The 21,104-nt window shown below is 69.7% G+C and carries 22 protein-coding genes and 1 pseudogene; 13 read left to right on the forward strand and 10 right to left on the reverse strand.

Annotated elements, in window-relative coordinates:
• The 5 genes from ACT6XY_RS17405 to ACT6XY_RS17425 all read right to left on the reverse strand — a co-directional run.
• Positions 1–809: DUF882 domain-containing protein (locus ACT6XY_RS17405; RefSeq protein ID WP_444749594.1), on the reverse strand; the 809-nt coding region annotated here is incomplete at its 3' end.
• Positions 810–1,111: 302 nt separating this feature from the next.
• A complete protein-coding gene (locus tag ACT6XY_RS17410; RefSeq protein WP_444749595.1) occupies positions 1,112–2,758 on the reverse strand; it encodes a L,D-transpeptidase family protein in 1,647 nt (548 codons plus the stop codon).
• A 140-nt stretch (positions 2,759–2,898) separates the two neighbouring features.
• Positions 2,899–4,380: a sigma-54-dependent transcriptional regulator gene (locus ACT6XY_RS17415; RefSeq protein WP_444749596.1), complete on the reverse strand. Its 1,482-nt coding sequence runs from the start codon at positions 4,378–4,380 to the stop codon at positions 2,899–2,901.
• Positions 4,381–4,482: 102 nt separating this feature from the next.
• Entirely contained in the window at positions 4,483–5,499 is a 1,017-nt protein-coding gene (locus tag ACT6XY_RS17420; protein WP_444749597.1) for a glycosyltransferase family 4 protein, read from the reverse strand.
• A gap of 13 nt (positions 5,500–5,512) precedes the next feature.
• Positions 5,513–6,337: a UDP-2,3-diacylglucosamine diphosphatase gene (locus ACT6XY_RS17425; protein WP_444749598.1), complete on the reverse strand. Its 825-nt coding sequence runs from the start codon at positions 6,335–6,337 to the stop codon at positions 5,513–5,515.
• Between the two features lie 195 nt (positions 6,338–6,532).
• Between ACT6XY_RS17425 and ACT6XY_RS17430 the strand changes: the two genes are divergently transcribed.
• The 10 genes from ACT6XY_RS17430 to ACT6XY_RS17475 all read left to right on the forward strand — a co-directional run bounded on the left by ACT6XY_RS17430 (position 6,533) and on the right by ACT6XY_RS17475 (position 15,041).
• Complete coding sequence (locus tag ACT6XY_RS17430) at positions 6,533–7,213, forward strand: class I SAM-dependent methyltransferase (RefSeq protein ID WP_444749599.1); 681 nt, start codon at positions 6,533–6,535, stop codon at positions 7,211–7,213.
• 246 nt (positions 7,214–7,459) lie between these two features.
• Positions 7,460–9,304, forward strand: coding sequence for a M3 family oligoendopeptidase (locus ACT6XY_RS17435; RefSeq protein WP_444749600.1), 1,845 nt, complete (start codon positions 7,460–7,462; stop codon positions 9,302–9,304).
• Positions 9,304–9,714, forward strand: a complete 411-nt coding sequence (locus ACT6XY_RS17440; protein WP_444749601.1) for an ester cyclase — start codon at positions 9,304–9,306, stop codon at positions 9,712–9,714. Before ACT6XY_RS17435 ends, ACT6XY_RS17440 begins: the two co-directional genes overlap by 1 nt.
• Positions 9,715–9,818: 104 nt before the next feature.
• A complete protein-coding gene (locus tag ACT6XY_RS17445) occupies positions 9,819–11,183 on the forward strand; it encodes an ABC1 kinase family protein (RefSeq protein WP_444749614.1) in 1,365 nt (454 codons plus the stop codon).
• A gap of 8 nt (positions 11,184–11,191) precedes the next feature.
• Complete coding sequence (locus ACT6XY_RS17450) at positions 11,192–11,476, forward strand: DUF4031 domain-containing protein (RefSeq protein WP_444749602.1); 285 nt, start codon at positions 11,192–11,194, stop codon at positions 11,474–11,476.
• Between the two features lie 64 nt (positions 11,477–11,540).
• Entirely contained in the window at positions 11,541–12,500 is a 960-nt protein-coding gene (gene ispH / locus ACT6XY_RS17455) for a 4-hydroxy-3-methylbut-2-enyl diphosphate reductase (protein ID WP_444749603.1), read from the forward strand.
• 73 nt (positions 12,501–12,573) lie between these two features.
• Positions 12,574–12,996 carry an ester cyclase gene (locus ACT6XY_RS17460; RefSeq protein WP_444749604.1) on the forward strand — a complete coding sequence of 141 codons (423 nt, stop codon included), beginning with the start codon at positions 12,574–12,576 and terminating at the stop codon, positions 12,994–12,996.
• Positions 12,997–13,004: 8 nt separating this feature from the next.
• Complete coding sequence (locus ACT6XY_RS17465) at positions 13,005–13,967, forward strand: homoserine kinase (protein ID WP_444749605.1); 963 nt, start codon at positions 13,005–13,007, stop codon at positions 13,965–13,967.
• The gene (gene rnhA / locus ACT6XY_RS17470; RefSeq protein WP_444749606.1) at positions 13,964–14,434 is read left to right on the forward strand and encodes a ribonuclease HI; all 471 of its coding nucleotides are present in this window, start codon (positions 13,964–13,966) and stop codon (positions 14,432–14,434) included. Before ACT6XY_RS17465 ends, rnhA begins: the two co-directional genes overlap by 4 nt.
• Before the next feature lie 85 nt (positions 14,435–14,519).
• Positions 14,520–15,041 carry a cupin domain-containing protein gene (locus ACT6XY_RS17475; protein ID WP_444749607.1) on the forward strand — a complete coding sequence of 174 codons (522 nt, stop codon included), beginning with the start codon at positions 14,520–14,522 and terminating at the stop codon, positions 15,039–15,041.
• Between the two features lie 82 nt (positions 15,042–15,123).
• On the opposite strand, the gene ACT6XY_RS17480 is transcribed toward ACT6XY_RS17475, so the two are convergent.
• Together ACT6XY_RS17480 and ACT6XY_RS17485 are read right to left on the reverse strand one after the other, a co-directional pair.
• Entirely contained in the window at positions 15,124–15,609 is a 486-nt protein-coding gene (locus ACT6XY_RS17480) for a peroxiredoxin (RefSeq protein WP_444749608.1), read from the reverse strand.
• 108 nt (positions 15,610–15,717) lie between these two features.
• Positions 15,718–16,548 (reverse strand): protein-disulfide reductase DsbD domain-containing protein, encoded by an 831-nt coding sequence (locus ACT6XY_RS17485; protein WP_444749609.1) that lies wholly within the window; start codon positions 16,546–16,548, stop codon positions 15,718–15,720.
• A gap of 113 nt (positions 16,549–16,661) precedes the next feature.
• On the opposite strand from ACT6XY_RS17485, the gene ACT6XY_RS17490 reads away from it, so the two are divergent.
• Together ACT6XY_RS17490 and pyk are read left to right on the forward strand one after the other, a co-directional pair.
• Positions 16,662–17,279, forward strand: coding sequence for a YqgE/AlgH family protein (locus ACT6XY_RS17490; protein ID WP_444749610.1), 618 nt, complete (start codon positions 16,662–16,664; stop codon positions 17,277–17,279).
• A gap of 101 nt (positions 17,280–17,380) precedes the next feature.
• Positions 17,381–18,814, forward strand: a complete 1,434-nt coding sequence (gene pyk / locus ACT6XY_RS17495) for a pyruvate kinase (RefSeq protein WP_444749611.1) — start codon at positions 17,381–17,383, stop codon at positions 18,812–18,814.
• Here pyk and ACT6XY_RS17500 read toward each other — a convergent pair.
• From ACT6XY_RS17500 to ykgO, 3 genes are all read right to left on the reverse strand, one after another.
• Positions 18,811–19,794 (reverse strand): alpha/beta fold hydrolase, encoded by a 984-nt coding sequence (locus ACT6XY_RS17500; RefSeq protein WP_444749612.1) that lies wholly within the window; start codon positions 19,792–19,794, stop codon positions 18,811–18,813. The two genes, pyk and ACT6XY_RS17500, sit on opposite strands and share 4 nt — an antisense overlap.
• 40 nt (positions 19,795–19,834) lie before the next feature.
• On the reverse strand, positions 19,835–20,482 hold the full coding sequence (locus ACT6XY_RS17505; protein ID WP_444749613.1) for a tetratricopeptide repeat protein: 648 nt from the start codon (positions 20,480–20,482) through the stop codon (positions 19,835–19,837).
• 80 nt (positions 20,483–20,562) lie between these two features.
• Positions 20,563–20,688: a type B 50S ribosomal protein L36 gene (gene ykgO / locus ACT6XY_RS17510; protein ID WP_106749089.1), complete on the reverse strand. Its 126-nt coding sequence runs from the start codon at positions 20,686–20,688 to the stop codon at positions 20,563–20,565.
• A 221-nt stretch (positions 20,689–20,909) separates the two neighbouring features.
• Between ykgO and ACT6XY_RS17515 the strand changes: the two are divergent.
• Positions 20,910–21,104: pseudogene (locus ACT6XY_RS17515) on the forward strand (transcription elongation factor); the annotation flags it as partial.

Here is a 21,104-nt window from a genome sequence, read left to right on the forward strand (position 1 = left end):
GCCTGGACCGGCGCGGGAGCCGGCGGCGCAGCGGCCGGGCGGCGCTGCTGCTGCTGCTCGCCACCGCCGAACAGGCCGGCGAACAGCCCCATCGAATTGCCGCGCTGGCGGATCACGCCGCCGCGCTCGCTGTCGTCGTCGAAGGTGGCGCTCTCGTCGGCGCGCGAATTGTAGAAGCGCGAGGCGGTGCCGCCGCGCGAGCGGACCATGGCGAGCGCCGTGTCGAAGCCGGCCAACGGCCGGCCGTCGGCGGGAATGTGCACCGTGCGGCCGTCGGGGAACAGCCGGGCGAGATAGTCGCGCGACACCTTCGGCCAGTGGCGGACCGAGCCGGTGTCCATGTGGACGAACTGGTTGGCCGAGCCGGGATAGAAGCCGACACCGCCACGCTGCAGCAGCATGCCGGCCTCGCGGACCCGGGTCATCGAGGCGCCGGGGATATAGAAGTCCATCGCCTGGCCGCTGATGTGGCGCGACTGCTGGGCGACGGCGCGGGAGCGGCGGCGCAGCATGGCGTTGGTGCCGGCGGAGCGATAGGCGGAGACGACGTGGATCTGTGACTGCGCGCCGACCGAGCGGTAAACCTCCCAGACCACGTCGAAGAGGTGCGGATCCATCCGCGTCGGTTCGTCGCGGCGCCAGTCGCGCAGGAACCAGTTGAGCTTGTTCAGCGCGTCCTGGTCATAGCGGCCGTTGCGCTTGAAGGTGACGAGGATCTGCTCGCCCGTGTGCTTGTGCAGCATCGAGAGCGTGCGCGTGTCGCCGTTGGCGACGACCGTCTGCGTCGAATTGCTGATGGTGATGAGCAAGCCAAAGCCCAGGGCGACGGTTGTGGCCGTGCGCAGGGTGATGCGCGACAGACGGCCAGGCACTGATCGTTGGGCTGAGGACACTATGACAGGGCTCTATCGTTGAACGAAGGACGGTTCGTGAGCCCTTCCGGCGTGGCTCATGGTGAACGTATCATCGTCAGGATCGGTTAAAGAACCCTGAGTTCCGTCAACGGATCGGCAACCACGATGCCGCTCACGGATGCGTGACCGGTAGGCAGGAAAAGTGGCGAAATCATGCCAACCCCCTCGTCCCCGTTGCCATCGTGGTCAATCGACCCTTAACCGCGTCCCCCCGAGAGAGCGGCCCTGACTCGCGCATTGTGGCCGTAGACGTCGGGAAGCTCAACCAGCGAGCCGGACTGATCCACCGTCATCGTGAAGTAGACGAGATGGATCGGAATCGTCTGGCGGAACCGGACCGAGCGCTCGCCGCCGCCATAGAGGCTGCGCATCCGCGCGATCGACCAGTTCTCGCCGGGAAGCGCGATGCCCAGCAGGAGCGACGCCAGTTCCTCCGGGTTCTGCACCCGGACGCAACCGTTGGAGAGCGTGCGGTTGGAGCGGCCGAAATCGCCGCGCGAGGGCGTGTCGTGCAGGTAGATCGCGTGGCGGTTCGGGAACATGAACTTCATGCGGCCGAGCGCGTTCGCCGTGCCCGGGGGCTGGCGGAAGGTGTAGCGGCCGACATTGGCCGAGGCCCAATCGATGGTCGAGGCGTCGACCACCCGGCCGCCCTGGGTCACCTGGATGCCGCGGCGGGCGAAGTAGCCGCCGCCGTTGCGGCTCGCGGGCCCGAGCATCGAACGCCGCACGATGGAGATCGGCACGTGCCAGGAGGGGTTGAGCACGATGAAGCTCATCGTGTCGGAGAAGACCGGCGTCTGGGTCTCCGGCCGGCCGACCACGGCGCGGGTGCTGTGCACGACCTGCGAGCCCTGCACCACGTTGACCTCGGCCTCGGTCGAGTTGACCCAGATGTGGGTCTCGCCGAGCTGACGCGGCAGCCAGCGCCAGCGCTCCAGATTGGCGATGAGGTCGCGCTCGCGCAGCGCGTGGCGGCGCGTCGCCTCGGTGGTGGTCATCTCGCGGCGCTCGCCGCGCATTTCGACGAGCTTGGCGCGCAGCCGGCGGAAGCCGGGATGGGGCGGGTTGAAGCTCTCGATCGCGGCGGCGACGTTGTCGGCGCGCGCCAGCGTGTCGAGGGCCGTCGTGGTCTCGATCCGCGGCGGCGACACGTCGAAATAGCCCGACAGGCGCTTGGGGTCGGTCCGGCCTCCCGAGGCGTGCGAGGCGTAGAGCGCCACCGCACGGGCGAGCGCCAGTTCCAGCCTGGCGACGCTCTCCGCGGTGCGCGGGCCGGTGGGCAGCTGGATGCGGTAGGCGGCGGGGTCGAGCCCGTCCTCGCCGGCCTGGCCGAGCCGCGTCAGGGCCGCCTGGCCGCGCTCGCCGACGATGCCGTCGCGCACGAAGAGCGGCTGGTAGCCGCGCCCGGCATAGAAGGGGTTGAGCTGCTGCTGCAGCGCCCGGTCGCCGCCCGGCCGCGCCAGCAGGATGCGCAGCTGCTGGGCGACGCGCTCGACGGTGATGGCGGGGTCGGGCTGGCCGTCCTCGACGAGGCTCGGCGGATCGTCCGGAATGGCGGCGAAGTCGGCTTCGGTCGGCTGCGGCACCTCGGGGGCGCGCGCAGTCTCGGGGGCCTCGTCGTCGGCGTTCGGCGCCTCCGCGAGGATCGGCGAGGGCGGAAACGAGGCGAGGCCGAAGTCCTGCGCAGCGACAGGGCCGACCGCGTCCAGCGGCGGGCGGGGAATGGCCTGCTCGACCTCCCAGTCGGCAAGGCCGAGACGCTGCGCCGGATCGGCCTTGGCCGTTGCCAGCGATCCCGAACCGATCAGGGCGCAAGCAAGGAAAGCCGACCGCCAATGCATCGTGAGCCCCTCGGTCCTGGCGGCGAATCCGGCACGGATCGCCCCCCTCTGCACGTGTCGTTTTTCGATCATGCGGGATGGTCCCGATCAACCCACGTTCGCTTCATCGCGGCGGAAATCGCCCCGGCGAGGATTTGCGGTCACACCTCCTCCGCCGCGTCAACCGGCTCGTCCAGGCCGAGATCCTTGAGCTTGCGGTAGAGCGTGGAGCGTCCGATGCCGAGCCGGCGCGCGACCTGCGACATCTGCCCGCGGTAGTGGTCGATGGCGAACTTCAGCGCCTCGGTCTCGATCGCCTCCATCGGCCGGACATGGCCGGCGGCGTCGACCAGCGCGATCGAGGCGCCCGGCACGATCATGGCGGGCTGGCTGGCGATCGCCGGTTGGATCGACGGCGAGGCGATGACGGCGGGCGGCGCCAGCGGCACGACGACCTCGTAGCCGTCCACCTGGGCGGCGATCTGCGGGAAGTCGGCGACCGAGAGCTCGTCCCCGTCGCAGAGCACCACGGCGCGGAACACCGCGTTCTCCAGCTGGCGCACGTTGCCGGGCCAGGGATAGGCGCCGAGCAGGCCGAAGACCGCCGGCTGCACGCCGCGGATGCGCTTGCCCTCTTCGGCCGCGATTCGCGCCAGGAAGTGGCGTACGAGGTCGGGAATGTCCTCGGCGCGCTCGCGCAGGGGCGGCAGGGTCATCGGGAAGACGCAGAGGCGGTAGTAGAGGTCCTCGCGGAACCGCCCGTCCTTCACCGCCTGGATGAGGTCGCGGTTGGTGGCCGAGATGATGCGGATGTCGACCTTGACGGCGCGCTTGGCGCCGACCGGGTCCACCTCGCCCTCCTGGATGGCGCGCAGGAGCTTCACCTGCGTCTCCAGCGGCAGCTCGCCCACCTCGTCGAGGAAGAGCGTTCCGCCATGGGCCTCGACGAACTTGCCGGTATGCTTGTCGGTGGCCCCGGTGAAGGCGCCCTTCTCGTGGCCGAACAGGATGCTCTCGACGAGGTTCTGCGGGATGGCGCCGCAATTGACCGCGACGAAGGGCTTGGCGCGCCGCTCGCCCGATCCGGCGATGGCGCGCGCCAGCAGCTCCTTGCCGACGCCGCTCTCGCCCTCGATCATCACCGGGATCATGGAGGAGGCGGCCTTCTCGGCCATCTTCAGGAGCGGCTGCATCCGCGGCGAGCGGGTGATGATGTCCTTGAAGGTGAGCGTGCCCTCGGCCTTGCGCTTCAGGCGCTGCACCTCGGCGACCAGGGCCTCGGTCTTCAGGGCGTTCTTGATGGAGACGGCGAGGCGCTCGGCGCCCACCGGCTTGACCACGAAGTCCGTGGCGCCGGCGCGCATGGCGTTGACGACCGTGTCGATGCCGCCCTGGCTGGTCTGGACGATGACCGGCTTGACGATGCCCTCCTCGCGCATGGCGGCCAGCACGCCCATGCCGTCGCGCTCGGGCATCACGAGGTCGAGGAGCACGAGGTCGATCGAATCGCCCTCGGCGACGAGCAGCTGCAGCGCCTGTTCACCGTTCTCGCACAGGCGCGGCTCATAGCCGAACCTGCGGACCATGGCCTCCACCAGACGGCGCTGAACCGGATCGTCGTCGCAGATGAGGATGGTCGTCACGGCATGCACTCCCGGGGATGCGGATGTCTCGATTCGGGAGAGGGTGGTGGGTGCCGCTTAAGGGCCGGTTAACGCCGCTCTAACGCGTTGCCCCCGGACGGATCAGGCGGCACGCACCGCCGCGTCGAAGGGGGCGAGCGCCGCCGCGAACTGCCGCGCCGCGGCCTCCCAGGTGCGTGTTTCGGCAACCGCGCGGCAGGCGGGGCGGTCGAGACGGAGGGCGCCGGCGATCGCCGCGGCGAGGTCCTCGTCGAGCACCCCCACCGTCGGATCGGTGATGACGTCGAGCGGTCCGGGCACCGGGAAGGCCGCCACCGGCACGCCCGAGGCCATCGCCTCCTGCATGACGTTGCCATAGGTGTCGGTGCGGCTGGTGAAGACGAAGACGTCCGCTGCTGCATAGGTGGCGGCGAGGTCCTCGCCGGTCTTCACGCCGAGGAAGACCGCCTCGGGGAAGCGGCGCTCCAGTTCCGCGCGCTGCGGTCCGTCGCCAACCACGACCTTCGTCCCCGGCAGCTCGAGAGAGAGGAAGGCCTCGATGTTCTTCTCCACCGCCAGCCTGCCGACGCTGAGCATGATGGGGCCGGGCAGGTCGAGGCGCGCGCCCTGGCGCGGCCGGAACAGGGCGGTGTCGACGCCGCGTGACCACAGGGAGAGGTTGGCAAAGCCCCAGCCGGCAAGCTCCCGCCGCATCGTCTCGGTCGGCACCAGCGTGCGCGTCGCGGCGCCGTGGAAGCGGCGCAGCCAGGCATAGGTCAGCGCCTCCGGGATCGGCGCCCGGGCGCGCACATATTCGGGATAGCGCGTGTGGTAGCTCGTGGTGAAGGCGAGCCCCCGCGCCAGGGCCCAGCGCCGCGCCGCATGGCCGACCGGCCCTTCCGTCGCGATGTGCAGCGCCTGCGGCGCCATGGCGTCGAGGCGGGCGGCGATGGCGGGTCCCGCGCCGATCGCCAGGCGGATGTCCGGATAGGTCGGCAGCGGCCAGGTCGGCAGGCCCTCGGGCGTCACGAACGCGGCCTCGACGCCGAGGCCCGCCAGCGCCGCGGCGGTCTCGGTGAGCGAGCGCACCACCCCGTTGACCTGCGGCGCCCAGGCGTCGGTGGCGATGGCGAGACGCATCGGGCCCTCCCGGTCAGGCGTTCACCCGCGAGCGGCCCGGCAGGGCGACGGGGAGATCGGGCTCCTGGCTCTCGGCCTCGACGAGGGCCGGCGCGGCCACCAGTTCGGTCCAGCGCATGATTTCGAAGCGGCCGTCATAGCCCTCCACCAGGGCCGTGCAGCTCTCCACCCAGTCGCCGCAGTTCATGTAGCGGATGCCCGCCTGGTCCTTAATGGCGGCGTGGTGGATATGCCCGCAGATGACACCGTCCACCTTCTGCCGCCGCGCCTCCGTCGCCAGAGCCTCCTCGAAGGCGCCGATGAAGTTCACCGCCTTCTTCACCTTGAACTTCGCCCAGGCCGACAGCGACCAGTAGGTCAGGCCCATGCGCCGGCGCACGAAGTTGAGCCAGCGGTTGCAGTAGAGCGCGGCGTCATAGGCCCAGTCCCCGAGATGGGCGAGCCAGCGGGCGTGCATCACCACCACGTCGAAGGCGTCGCCGTGGATGACGAGGAAGCGCCGGCCGTCCGCCGCCTCGTGAACGACCTGGTCCATCACCTCGATGCCGCCGAAATGGGTGCCGAAATAGTCGCGCATGAACTCGTCGTGGTTGCCGGGCAGGTAGAAGATCTGGCTGCCCTTGCGCACTGTCCGGAGCAGCTTCTGCACCACGTCGTTGTGGGCCTGCGGCCAGTACCAGCCGCGCTTCAGCTGCCAGCCATCCACGATGTCGCCGACGAGGTAGATCACGTCCGCGTCGTTGTGCCGGAGGAAATCGATGAGGAGGGCCGCCTGCGAGCCCCGGGCGCCGAGATGGACATCCGAGATGAAAATGGCCCTGTGCCGCTTCTGCACCATCGTCCGGCTCCCGGCCGCTCATCCTTCGACGCGGGGAGCAAGACCAGATTCGCCTTGCGCTTTTGTGACAGGCGCGGCGAAGCGACGCTCCGCCTGTCGTCGAACCGTCGTCGAGCCTTGCTAGCGCTCGCGAGATTGCCGGCCCGGTAGCCCGATTCGGGTTGGGCGGGCTCAGGAGCCAGAGGGAGACGCCGGATGGCCGGAGATCTCGACCGCGACACCATGGAACGGGCCTATGCCCGCTGGGCCCCCATCTACGACGCGGTCTGCGGGCCCGTCTTCGAGAAGGGCCGCCGCGCCGCCACCGCCGCCGTGAAGCAGACCGGCAGCCGCATCCTGGAGGTCGGCGTCGGCACCGGCCTCTCCTTCCAGGACTACGACGCCAGCCACGAGATCTACGGCATCGACCTCTCCGGGCCCATGATCGCCAAGGCACGCGAGCGTATGGCGTCCGGCGCCTTCCCCCATGTGAAGGAGGTGCGCGTCATGGACGCCCACCACCTCGACTATCCCGACGCCATGTTCGACGGCGTCGTCGCGCAGTTCGTCATCACGCTGGTGGAGCGGCCCGAGCGCGTGCTGGACGAATGCGCCCGGGTGCTGAAGCCCGGCGGCGAGATCATCCTCGTCAACCACCTCTATTCGGAGCGCGGCCTCGCCGCCGCCGTCGAGCGCTGGTTCGCGCGCCACGCCCACACCTTCGGCCTGAGGCCCGAATTCCCCTTCCAGCGCCTGCAGGCCTGGGCGGAAGCCCATGGCGGCGTGGAGGTGGCAGAGCGCCGCCGCGTCGCCCCGCTCGGGGTCTACACTCTCGTGCGCTTTCGCAAGCTGGCCGAGGGCGAGCGCGCCGCTCCCCGCCTCGCCGCCGCGGGGTGAGGGAACGCTCGGCCCGCCCTGAGTGATCTCAACGTGGGGCGACCATTGCTTTCCGCCAGGTACGACCCGGCCAGCAGGGTCTCGACGGCCGGGCTCCACCGACCTCGCCCTCCGGTATCCCGGCCCGGCGTTGCTCACGGGCAACGGCCGCGGCCCGGATCGTCCTTTCGACGAACCGCCACGTTGATCCGGCCGGAGGCATTGCCCATACCAGCCTCTCGAGGGTTCGACCGCCAGGAGGCATCCATGCGCCGTTCAGTCAGCGACGCCGGTTCGAAGAACGCGGCCGCGCGCGAGAAGCGCGGGGAAGCGCTCGGCGCCCTTCCCGAATGGGACCTGACCGCGCTCTACGCCGGCATGGACGCGCCCGCCGTCGGCGACGACCTCTACCGTGCCGAAACCGAGGCGCTGGCCTTCGAGAGCGCCTACAAGGGCCGCCTCGAGGAGATGGCGCGCGGCGCCGACGCTTCCGCCGGTCTCGCCGAGGCCGTGACGCGCTTCGAGGCGCTCGAGGACCTGCTCGGCCGCCTCGCCTCCTATGCCGGGCTCGTCTATGCCGGCGACACCACCGATCCGGCGCGGGCGAAGTTCTACGGCGACATCCAGGAGAAGATCACCGCGACCTCGTCGCACCTCCTGTTCTTCACCCTCGAACTCAACCGCATCGACGATGCCCTGCTCGACCAGGCCATCAGCCGCGAACCGCTGGCCCGCTATCGGCCGTGGCTGGAGGACATCCGCAAGGACAAGCCGTTCCAGCTCGACGACCAGATCGAGAAGCTCTTCCACGAGAAGAACATGACCGGTCGCGCCGCCTGGAACCGCCTGTTCGACGAGACCATGGCGAGCCTGCGCTTCGAGATCGACGGCGAGAAGCTGCCGCTGGAGCCGGCGCTGAACCTCCTCCAGGATTCCGACGCGGACAACCGCCGCAAGGCCTCGGAGGCGCTCGCCGCGACCTTCGGCGAGAACCTGCGCACCTTCTCCCTCATCACCAACACGCTCGCCAAGGACAAGGAAATCTCCGACCGCTGGCGCGGCTTCGAGGACGTGGCGGATTCCCGCCACCTCGCCAACCGGGTCGAGCGCGAGGTGGTCGACGCCCTGGTGGCTGCCGTGCGCGAGGCCTATCCCGCCCTCTCCCACCGCTACTACCGGCTGAAGGCCCGCTGGTTCGGCAAGGAGACCCTGCCGCACTGGGACCGCAACGCGCCTCTGCCGAAGGTCGAGCAGCGCACGATTCCCTGGTCGGAGGCGCGCGACACGGTGCTGTCCGCCTATGCGGGCTTCTCGCCCGAGCTGTCGAACATCGCCCGGCGCTTCTTCGACGACGGCTGGATCGACGCGCCCGTCAGGCCCGGCAAGGCGCCGGGCGCCTTCGCCCATCCGACCGTCCCCTCGGCCCATCCCTTCGTGCTGCTCAACTACCAGGGCAAGCCGCGCGACGTGATGATCCTCGCCCATGAGCTCGGCCATGGCGTCCACCAGGTCCTCGCCGGTCCCAACGGCGCGCTGATGGCCCCGACGCCGCTGACCCTCGCGGAGACCGCCTCGGTCTTCGGCGAGATGCTGACCTTCAAGGCGATCCTGAAAGCCACCACCGATCCCGTCCAGAAGAAGGCGCTCATCGCCTCCAAGGTCGAGGACATGATCAACACGGTGGTGCGCCAGATCGCCTTCTATTCCTTCGAGCGGAAGATCCACACCGCCCGCCGCGACGGCGAACTGACGGCCGACGCGATCTCCGCCGCCTGGATGAGCGTGCAGGCCGAGAGCCTCGGTCCCGCCATCGAACTGAAGCCGGGCTACGAGACCTTCTGGGCCTATATCCCGCACTTCATCCACTCGCCTTTCTACGTCTACGCCTACGCCTTCGGCGACTGTCTGGTGAACTCGCTCTACGCCGTCTACGAGAAGGCCGATGCCGGTTTCGCCGAGCGCTACCTCGCCATGCTCTCGGCGGGCGGCACCAAGCACCATGCCGAACTGCTGGCGCCCTTCGGGCTGGATGCGCGCGATCCCGCCTTCTGGCAGGGCGGCCTCGGCGTGATCGCCCGCCTGATCGACGAACTGGAGGCGATGGAAGCCTGATGTCCCACCAGATCGCCGTCGTCACCCGCTTCTACAAGGAGATGTGGGACCACGCGGACAAGAGCCTGATCCCCGGCATCTTCCACCCGGACTTCACCTTCCGGGGATCGCTGGGGCCGGTGCTGGTGGGCCACGAGCAGTTCGCCGGCTATGTCGACTTCGTCACGGGCGCGCTCGGCAGCTACACGAGCGACATCCTCGAGCTCGTCGAGCAGGGCGACAAGGTCGCCGGGCGCCTGCGCTTCCACGGCTATCACCGCCAGGAGATGTTCGGCTTCGCCCCCACCGGCAAGCACGTCGCCTGGGCCGGCGCCCCCTTCTTCACCTTCGAGGGCGATAAGGTGCGTGACCTCTGGGTGCTCGGCGACGTCCACGGGCTCATCGAGCAGCTGAAGGCGAACGCCGGCTGAGGAGCCGCCGTGAGACGCTGGCAGCGCCCGCCAGCGTGAGCCCCCTCGAAACCCGGCACCTGCCGCACTATCTCAGGCTCTCCACCTCTTCCCCGGGAGCCCGCATGCCGCCGCGCGACGACGAAGCCAATCGCCTGACCGGTCGCCTGTCGCGCTATGCCCGCGTCGGCACGAACGTGGCCGGTGCCGCCGCCTCCATCGCCGCCGCCCGGCTATTCGGCACCGACCTGAACCGCGAGAAGAACGCTGCCGACCTCACCCGGGCGCTTGGGGGCATCAAGGGGCCGATCATGAAGGTCGCCCAGCTCCTCGCGACCATTCCCGAGGTGCTGCCGCCCGAATATGCCGAGGAACTGCAGAAGCTGCAGTCGGAAGCCCCGCCCATGGGCCCCGCCTTCGTCAAGCGCCGCATGATGGCCGAGTTGGGGGCCGACTGGGAGAAGCGCTTCGCCACCTTCGACAAGATGCCCGCCGCCGCCGCATCCCTCGGTCAGGTCCACCGCGCCACCGCCCATGACGGGATGGCGCTCGCGTGCAAGCTCCAGTATCCCGACATGCAGTCGGCGGTGGAGGCCGACCTCGCCCAGCTCGAGGTGCTTTTCGCCATCCAGCGGCGCATGGATTCGGCCATCGACACCCGCGAGATCATCAAGGAGATCGGCGACCGGGTCCGCGAGGAGCTCGATTACCGCCGCGAGGCCAAGCACGCCGCGCTCTATCAGGAGGTCCTCGCCGACGAGCCACTGGTGCACGTGCCGACGATCCGGCACGAACTCTCCACCGGACGGCTGCTCACCCTCTCCTGGCTCGACGGAACCAAGATGCTGTCCCACGTCGACCAGACGCTGGAGATCCGCAATCGGCTGGCCACCGCCATGTTCCGCGCCTGGTGGCACCCCTTCGCCGCCATCGGCGTCATCCACGGCGACCCGCATCTCGGCAACTACACCGTCTTCGAGCAGGACGGCGAACCCGGCGGCATCAACCTCCTCGACTATGGCTGCGTGCGCATCTTCCCGCCGCGCTTCATCGGCGCCGTCATCGACCTCTACAAGGGCCTCGAGGAGAACGACGAGGCCCGCGTCGTCCACGCCTACGAGACCTGGGGCTTCAAGAACCTGAACCGTGACCTGGTCGACATCCTCAACATGTGGGCGCGCTTCATCTACGGACCGCTGCTCGACGACCGCGTGCGCTCCATCGCCGACGGCGTCGCCCCCGGCCAGTACGGCCGGCGCGAGGCCTTCACCGTCCACAAGGCGCTGAAGGAGAAGGGGCCCGTCACCATCCCGCAGGAATTCGTGCTCATGGACCGTGCGGCCATCGGCATCGGCGGCGTCTTCCTGCACCTGAAGGCGGAGCTCAACTTCTACCGGATGTTCAACGAGGAGATCGACCGCTTCAGCCTGGAGGCCGTGACCGCGCGGCAGCAGGCCGCGCTCGGCTCCGCCGGCCTGCTCGCTGCCTGAGGCCGGCCGTGGCGGTCTATGTGGACGATCCGATCTGGGACTGGCAGGGGCTGAAATGGTGCCACCTCCTCGCCGACACCGAGGAGGAGCTGCACCGTTTCGCCCGCGCCATGGGCGTCCACCGGCTGATCTACCAGGGTCCGCCGAAGACCAGCGCCCCCCATTACGACCTCACCGGCTTCGAGCGCCGCCGCGCTATCGCGCTAGGCGCCATCCCCTGCACCCGGCATGAAATCGTCGCCGTCTTCCGCCGCGTGCGCCGGCCGCGTCCCCAGGTCGCGAGGGCCGCCTGACGGCCTCGCCTTGACAGGCGCGGCGCTTCACCCGAAACCGGGACATCCCGATCCGGAGAGCTGCTTGACGAAGCCCCCGCTCACCATCCTCCTGTGTTCGCCGCGCGGTTTCTGCGCCGGTGTCGTGCGCGCCATCGATGCCGTCGAGCAGGCGCTGAAGCTCTACGGCCCACCGGTCTATGTGCGCCACGAGATCGTCCACAACCGCTTCGTCGTCGACGGCCTCAAGGCCAAGGGCGCAATCTTCGTCGAGGAGCTGGACGAGATTCCCGATACCGCGGCTCCCGTCATCTTCTCGGCCCACGGCGTACCGAAATCGGTGCCGACGGCCGCGCAGGACCGCAACTTCCTTGCCATCGACGCCACCTGCCCGCTGGTCACCAAGGTCCATCGCGAGGCGGAGATCCACCACCGCCGCGGCCGCGAAGTGGTCCTCGTCGGCCATGCCCGGCACCCGGAAGTGGTCGGCACCATGGGCCAGCTGCCGCCGGGCGCGGTGACGCTGATCGAGACGCTGGAAGACGCCCGCGCCTTCACGCCGCGCGACGACCAGGCCCTCGCCTTCGTCACGCAGACCACCCTGTCGGTGGACGACACCCGCGAGATCGTCGAGTGCCTGCGCCAGCGCTTCCCGGCCATCGTCGGTCCGCACAAGGAAGACATCTGCTATGCGACCACCAACCGCCAGGAGGCGGTGAAGCGCGTCGCCCCGCTGGTCGAGGCGATGATCGTCGTCGGCGCGCCGAACTCGTCCAACTCTCAGCGCCTGCGGGAAGTGGCCGAGCGCGAGGGCTGCGCCGTCTCCGACCTCGTGCAGCGCGCCGCCGACATCGACTGGAGCCGCTTCGGCGCCATTGCGTCCCTCGGCATCACCGCCGGCGCCTCGGCCCCGGAAGTGCTGGTGGAGGAGATCATCGAGGCCTTCGCCGAGCGCTACACCGTGTCGGTCGAGACCGTCTCCACCGCCGACGAGAGCGTCTTCTTCCCCCTGCCCCGCCAGCTGCGTCCCGACGCGGCGGCCTGAGCCATGGGACGCGGGTTCCAACTCGTCCGCGCGCTCCGGATCGCGATCGCCGCCTGAATTGTGGACGCTCCCGATGAAGAACAACCTGGATCTCACCGGCCTATTCAATCGCTGGGAGCAAGTCTGGCATGAAGGACGCTTCGACCTCGTGCCCGATTGTGTCGCGCCCACTTACCTTCGCCACGATGAGGCGGGGGACCGGGTCGTAACCCGCGAAGCCTATGCGGCCGAACTCGCTGCGCTGCGCTCGGCCAGGCCGGATATTCGCATTCTCGTCTACGATCACGCCTTCCAGGCTGATCGGGCATGGTACCGCTTCACGATGCGCTGGACCGATTCGGCGACCGGGGTCGTTGCGACCCGCGCGGGGTTTCAGTCCTATCGTATCGATGGCGGGAAACTCGCCGAGACATGGGTCACGCTTCAGCCGATCGGCTCGGCCTGGCGTGATCTCGTCGCCCAGCCCGACTGGACGACACCGCTGAGGAACGACTGAGACCTGCCATGGCCGTCTATACCGATGTCACCGCCGAGGAGCTCTCGGCCCATCTCGCGCGCTACGACATCGGGGAGCTCCTGTCCTTCAAGGGCATCGCCGAGGGTGTCGAGAACACCAACTTCCTGCTCCATACCACTGCCGGCAGCTTCATCCTGACGCTCTACGAAAAGCGCGTGGATCCCGCCGACCTGCCCTTCTTCATCGGCCTCATGGAGCATCTCGCGGCGCGCGGCCTCACCTGCCCGCAGCCGGTGCGGATGAAGGACGGCGCCACCCTCGGCGAGCTCGCCGGGCGGCCTGCCGCCATCGTCACCTTTCTGGAGGGGATGTGGATCCGCCGCCCGCAGGTCCACCATTGCGCCGCCGTCGGCCGGGCCCTCGCCCAGTTGCACCTCGCAGGCCAGGGCTTCGCGCTCACCCGCGTCAACGCCCTGTCCGTGCCGGGCTGGCGGCCGCTCTACGAGAAGGCGCGCGAGCGCGCCGACACGGTCGCGCCAGGCCTTGCCGCCACCATCGCCGCCGAGCTCGACCATTGCGAGCGGAGCTGGCCGAAGACGCTGCCGGCCGGCGTCATCCACGCCGACCTGTTCAACGACAACGTCTTCTTCCTGAACAATGCGCTGTCGGGCCTTATCGACTTCTACTTCGCCTGCAACGACCTCCTCGCCTACGACCTCGCCATCTGCCTCAACGCCTGGTGCTTCTCGCCCGATTTCGAGTTCGACTTCGCCAAGGGCTCGGCCATGATCGCGGCCTATCAGGCGGTGCGTCCGCTGAGTGGGGAGGAGACGGCGGCCCTGCCGCTGCTCGCCCGCGGGTCGGCGCTGCGCTTCCTCCTCACGCGCCTCGTCGACTGGCTGAACGTCCCGCCGGGGGCCGTCGTCACGCCGAAGGACCCGATCGAATATCTGAAGAAGCTGCGCTTCCATCAGAAGGTCGCCTCTCCCACCGAATATGGCCTCGCATGAACAGCCTGGTGAAACCGGCCCCCCACCGCATCGAGATCTTCACCGACGGTGCCTGTTCCGGAAATCCCGGTCCCGGCGGCTGGGGGGCCATCCTGCGCTATGGCGAGACGGTGAAGGAGCTGAACGGCGGTGAGGCGGTGACCACCAACAACCGCATGGAGCTGATGGCCGCCATCAACGCGCTCGAGGCGCTGAAGCGCCCGTCCCAGGTCGATCTCCACACCGACAGCCAGTACGTGAAGAACGGCATCATGACCTGGATCCACGGCTGGAAGCGCAACGGCTGGAAGACCGCCGACAAGAAGCCGGTCAAGAACGCAGAACTCTGGCAGCGGCTCGATGACGTCGCCGACCTGCACCAGATCACCTGGCACTGGGTGAAGGGCCATGCCGGCCATCCCGAGAACGAGCGGGCCGATGAGCTCGCCCGCGAGGGCATGGCGCCCTTCAAGCCCGGCAGCCGCTGATCACGCGCGCGTGAGAATCGGCAGACCTCTTGCAACAGCCTGTTTCGACCGGGGGACACGTCCCGGATTGACACAGGAGACGACCATGAGCCGGCCGCCCTTCTCCGCCGCGAGCCTCGCCGATCTCGACCTCGACGCCGCCCCGATCCGCCCCGAATGGGTCCTGGAGGGCCGCCCCGTCGCCCGCTGCCGCCACTGGTCGGATTCCACCGACGGCACCACCTCCGCCATGGTCTGGGACTGCACGGCCGGCACCTTCCGCTGGTATTTCGGCGGCGACGAAATCGTCCACATTATCGAGGGAGAGGTCGTCGTCTCCGGCGACGGCGCGCCCGAACGCGTCCTGAAGCCGGGCGATGCCGCCCTGTTCCGCGCGGGGACCTGGGCGACGTGGCATGTGCCCCACTACGTGCGCAAGCACGCCATCTGCCGCGACAGCCTGCCGGCCCTCGTGACCCTGCCGCTGCGCACCTTCCGCCGGGCCGGCCGGCTCGTGGAGCGCCTCCGCCAGCGTCTGCCTGTCCGTGTGCCGTCCTATGCCATGCGTGCCGGCGTTCCGCTGGTCGGTATCGGTCTTCTCGGCGCGATCGGCGCCCTCGGCTTCTGAACAAGACGACGCCGCCCCGGCCTTCCGGCCGGGGCGGCGCTTCATGAAAGACGGGCTCGGCCGGGCGACCCGGCCGTGTGGCTCAGAGCTGCTTCAAGAGGGCTTCCGCGCCCGACACGTCGGCCTTGCCCGGACCGTCCTCGATGTTCAGCGACGTCACGACGCCGTCCTTGACGATCATCGAATAGCGCTTGGTGCGCATGCCCATGCCGAAGCCCGACATGTCGTTCTCCAGGCCCACGGCCTTGGCGAAGTCGGCGCTGCCGTCGGCGAGGATGCCGACCTTGTCCACCGCGCCCGTCGCCTTCTGCCAGGCGTCCAGCACGAAGACGTCGTTGGTCGAGGTCACGTAGATGGCGTCGACGCCCTTGGCCTTGATGGCGTCGAAGGACGCGACGAAGCCCGGCAGGTGGTTCTTGTGGCAGGTGGGCGTGAAGGCGCCCGGCACCGCGAAGAGAACGATGGTCTTGCCGGCGAAGACCTCAGCGGTGGTGCGCGCGGCAGGGCCGTCCGCGGTCATCGTGCGGAAAGTCGCTTCCGGCAGCTTGTCGCCGACCTGGATCGTCATGGGGAACTCCTGAGAATTGCGCGTGGAACCCGCGGCCCGATGCCGCGCGGAAAAGCCCACCACACTTAGTCCCTCGCCCGCCGGGCGTCGAGGGTGGGCGGTGTCATCTCACCGCGGCGTCAGCCGCGCCTCCAGCGCACGCGCCCCGGAGACGAGGGTGAAGGTGAGTTCCTGGCCCAGCGGCTCGGTGCCACGCGGCACGCCGTCCATGACGAGCCGGAAGCGCCGCTCGGCCCCCGCCGTATCCACCGGCTCGGGGAGCGGCAGCACCCAGCGGCTGTCCGGCCCCTCGACGAAGAGGTCGGCCGCGACAGCGGCATCCACGCCGGCGCGCAGCACGAGCACCGGGTGCTCGCCGCCGCGCTCGACGCTCTCCAGGGCCAGCGACAGTCCCTCGGCCTGCGACCGCGGCACCCGCGCCTCGAAGCCGGCGAGCGCTGCCGCCATCGCCGGATCGGCGGGACCTGGAGAAAGCGTGAGGTTCGCCGCCGCCTTGGCGGGAATGCAAATCTGGTCGCAGACGGCGTAGTCGAGCTTGAGGACGAGCCGCACGGGACGCGAGGGCGTCTTCGGCGTGACCGTCAGCGGGAAGATCACCGAGGTCTTGTAGCCGATGGAGAAGCCGTTGCCGTCGGGAAAGCGCATGGGCGCCGGCCAGGCGATTGCGACATCCGCGACATTGTCGGAGCCCGCCCAGTCGAAGGCGGGGGGCACGCCCGAATCGCCCGGCGTGCGCCAGTAGGTCTTGGTGCCCGGATCCAGCGTGATCTCCACACCGGCGCGGTGAACCTTGCCGTCGAACCCGCCGCGCACCAGACGCACGGCCGACTTCGAATCACGTGACCAGGAGGATGCCGACGGCGCTGCGGCGACGGGCGTGACCGCGGCCGCCAGGGCCAGTGCGGAGACGAGGGCGCGGCGGTCCAGCATCCGTTTCATGTACGCCTCGGAACCCCTCTTGGCCACTGACGTTCCGTTGAAGATGCATATCCCGCAGGGCTCAGGACGCCCCGGAGGGTGGCATTCGGGACCGTTCCGGGTTAGCGTGGGGCATGGCAGCAAATCCTCGACGTGGAGGGCGCGACAGCGTCCGCGGCTATCTCGACGGTCAGATGCTCATCGCCATGCCGACCATGCGCGACGAGCGGTTTTCGCGGACCGTGATCTACCTGTGCGCCCATTCCTCCGACGGCGCCATGGGCATCGTCGTCAACCAGAGCGCGACCAACCTCGCCTTCTCCGACCTCCTCGTCCAGCTCGACATCATCCCCGAGGCGCAGAAGATCATGCTGCCCGAACGGGTCGATTCCATCCGCGTCCTGCGCGGCGGCCCGGTCGAGACCGGCCGCGGCTTCGTGCTCCATTCCTCCGACTTCTACATCGAGAACTCGACCCTCCCCATCGACGAGGGGATCTGCCTGACCGCCACTCTCGACATCCTCAAGGCGCTGGCGACAGGCGACGGTCCGGCCAACGCCATCCTGGCGCTCGGTTATGCCGGCTGGGGCGCCGGCCAGCTGGAGAACGAGATCCAGTCCAACGGCTGGCTTCACTGCCCGGCCGATCCGGATCTCATCTTCGGCCCCGACGTCGAGACGAAATACGAGCGCGCCATGCGCAAGATCGGCATCGATCCCGCCATGCTGTCGAGCGAATCCGGCCACGCCTGAGCGCCGGCCGAAGGCCGCCCGCCCCACCATCCCTGGCCCGCCCCTCTCGCGCCCCGCGTGCGAACCGGTCTAGGATCGGCGGAAGGGAGACCATCAGACACATGCGACGCCAGCGCCGGACCAAGATTCTCGCCACCCTCGGGCCGTCGTCGACGACCCGCGACCAGATCGCCGCGCTGTTCGCCGCGGGGGCCGACGTCTTCCGCATCAACATGAGCCATACGCCGCACGACAAGCTGCGCGAGTTCGTCGAGACGATCCGCTCCATCGAGCATGAGCAGCAGCGGCCCATCGGCATCCTCGCCGACCTCCAGGGACCGAAGCTGCGCGTCGGCACCTTCAAGGACGGCCCGGTGACGCTCGCGAACGGCGCCGCCTTCGTGCTGGATTCCGACAAGAAGCCGGGTGACGTCTCCCGCGTCCACCTGCCCCATCCCGAGATCCTCGCGGCCCTCGAGCCCGGCCATCGCCTCATCCTCGACGATGGCAAGGTCACGCTCCAGGCGGTGAAGTGCACGCCGACCCGCGCCGAATGCCGCGTCGTCGTCGGCGGCAAGCTCTCCGACCGCAAGGGCGTCAGCCTGCCCGATACCGACCTGCCGGTCTCTGCCCTTACCGACAAGGACCGCTCGGACCTCGACGCGGCGCTGAACGCCGGCGTCGACTGGATCGCCGTCTCCTTCGTGCAGCGGCCCGAGGACGTCGCGGAGGTGAAGAAGGTGGCGCGCGGCCGCGCCGCCGTCATGGCCAAGATCGAGAAGCCCCAGGCCGTCGCCCGCCTCGCCGAGATCATGGACATCGCCGACGCCCTGATGGTCGCCCGCGGCGATCTCGGCGTCGAGATGCCTATGGCCAAGGTGCCCGGCATCCAGAAGCAGATTACCCGCCAGGCCCGCCGCACCGGCAAGCCCGTGGTCGTCGCCACCCAGATGCTGGAGAGCATGATCACCGCGCCGGTGCCGACCCGCGCCGAGGTCTCCGACGTCGCCACTGCCGTCTTCGAGGGCGCCGACGCCATCATGCTCTCGGCGGAGAGCGCCGCCGGCCAGTATCCGGTGGAGGCGGTCTCGATGATGAACCGCATCGCCGAGGAGGTGGAGGGCGACCCTACCTATCGCGCCGTCATCCAGGGCCAGCGCGCCGAGCCGGAGGCTACCGGCGCCGACGCCATCGCCCTCGCCGCCCGCGACATCGCCGAGACCCTCGACCTCTCCGCCATCGTCTGCTGGACCATGTCCGGCTCGACGGCCCTGCGCGTCGCCCGCGAGCGGCCGAAGCCGATCACCATCGCCCTCACTCCGAAGATCGCCACGGCCCGCCGCCTCGCCCTCCTCTGGGGCGTTCACTGCGTCGTCACCCAGGACGCCCGCGACCTCGACGACATGGTCAGCCGCGCCTGCCGCTTCGCCTTCCAGGACGGTTTCGCCAAGCCCGGCCAGCGCATCATCGTGGTGGCCGGCGTGCCGCTCGGCACACCCGGCGCCACCAACATGCTCCGCATCGCCTTCGTCGGGGCCGACGCGGCCGACGACTAGGACGCAGCGGGCCTGCCGACGCGCACCTGCGCCCCCTGCGCCGCCGTCTCCTGCTGCGCCCGGATTTCATCCGTCACCTGGTCCGGCTCGGCATGGTGCGGGCCGTGCCCGACGTCCGGGAGCACGATCAGCTTCGTCTGCGGGACGTCGCGGGCGAGGCCCAGGGAATGGAGATGGGTCCAGACGACCCCGTCCTTGTCGCCCGAGATCACCGTCACCGGGCAGGTGATGTCGCCATAGCGCGGCGCCTGCTCCTGGACCTGGGCAAGGAGCCCGGCGACGTCCTCGGCGTTGGCCATGAACTGCGCCGGCCTGAGCACCAGGGGGATGCCCGCGCTCTCCGCATAGTCCGCTCCGATCGGCTGCGGGCTGAAGACGCCGGCGATGCTGCGCGCCATCAGCGCCTGGCCCGCAGGCAGGGCGAGGGTCCAGGCGAAGAGCGGCCCGGCAACCGGGTGCGCCGCCACCCGGTAGTACCAGTGCACGCCACCTGGCCAGGGATGGGTCGCCGGCGCGATCAGCACGAGGCCGGCGACGCGGTCTCCGTGGTCGAGAGCGAGCCGGCAGGCCAGCGCCCCGGCCCAGGAATGGGCGACAACCACCGCCCGCGCGACGCCGAGGGCGTCCATTGCATCGACAAGGGCTCCGGCCTGGTGATCGAGCAACGCTGCGGCGCGTCCCGCCTGCCGCTCGGAGAAGCCGTGGCCCGGCCGGTCGACCAGCAGCGTGCGGCCGAGGGACACCAGCCGGTCGCCGAGGGCCGGCCGCCAGGCGAGCGCGGAACCGGAGGCGCCGTGGAGGAAGAGCGCCGGCACATCGCCCTCGCCGCTGTCGATCACGTGCATCCGACCCGCCCGCGTCGGCACGAAGCGGCCCTCCGGCGGGAAGGCGCGGGAAATGGCGCGGGCGCTGAAGCCCGTCCACCCGGCGAGGGCGGCCGGGACGGCGGCGGCGGCAGCGAGGGTCGAGAAAAGGGCCATGGCGGATTTTACGCCGCCGGAGCGGCGGCGGATCGGCGCGTCAGAGCTCGACGCCGTCGACCTTCGGCTGCAGGCGCTGGATGATCTGCGGCACCCGCTCGATATGCGGATTGATCTCGATCGCCTTCTTGAAGGCCGCGAGCGCCTGTTTGTCCTCGCCGAGCTGCTGCAGCATCATGCCGAGGCCGACCATCGCGCCATAATGGCGCGGCTCGAGGCGCAGCACGTGCTCGATGTCGGTGAGGGCGCGGCCGAGCTCGCGGCGGCCGAAGTGGAGGGTGGCGCGACGGCTCCAGGCCTCCACCGTCTCCGGATACATGTCGATGACCGAATCGAGCAGCGACAGTGCGAGGTCTGCCTGGCGCTGCTGCATCGCCTGCTGGGCGCGGGCCATCAGCAGGTCGGCCGTGTCCGAGCCGGACTGCGCCATGAGCATGCCGATCTGCGCCTCGATGGCGCGCGCCTGGCGGGCGCCGTCGGCCTCGCGCAGGCGGCTGTAGAGCTCGTCGAGGCGGCGGGCGCGCTCGGAGGCGAAGGAGGGCGGCGGCGCGTTCGATGCCGCCGGCGCCGCCTCGGGCGTGGCGGCGGGCGGCGTCGGGCCGGTGACCTGCGCCGCAAGCGGCGAGGCACCGAACAGGAGGAGGCAAAGAAAAACCGCCGCGCGCATCATGCCGCCAAGGTGGGCCACGATGCGCCGACGGTCAATGTCGGGTCGATGACGACGTCGTGAGCCGCGCCGGTTCGCCCGGGAGGCGGCGTGAGCCGGCCTCAGCCCTGCCGCGCCTTGAAGCGCTTCTGGGTCTTGTTGATGACGTAGACGCGGCCCTTGCGGCGCACGATCTGGTTGTCGCGATGGCGACCACGCAGGGACTTCAGCGAATTGCGGACCTTCATGGCGGCGATCCTCGGATGGGACGAGCGCCTGGGATCGGAGGACCCGACGGACGGCGCGTCGAAGAAGAGAAGGCGCGGGCTATACGGTGCCGGGGCCGGGGTGTCAAGGTTGCAGCGCCGCCCCCGGGACGCCATCTGCAGGGGAGAGGCGAGGCCCGGCGGCAGGCGCAGGGTCCGCCCACCCGTCCGTCCACCCATGACAGGAAAGGAGGCCGTCCGCCATGAGCGTCGCCTTCACGAAAGAGAATGACCGCGACGGCACCGAGGCCAACCTGCAGGACAGGCCCATCTCGCCGCACCCGAATCTCGTGACGGCAGAGGGCATGGCGGCGCTCGAGGCGGCCCTGGCGGCGGCGAAGGCCGCCGTGCAGGAGGCGCGCGACGCCGGCGAAGACGCGATGGGCCTGGCGCTGGCC

The sequence above is a fragment of the Phreatobacter sp. genome (assembly GCF_052440005.1).
In the GTDB taxonomy this organism is placed as follows: Bacteria; Pseudomonadota; Alphaproteobacteria; order Rhizobiales; family Phreatobacteraceae; genus Phreatobacter.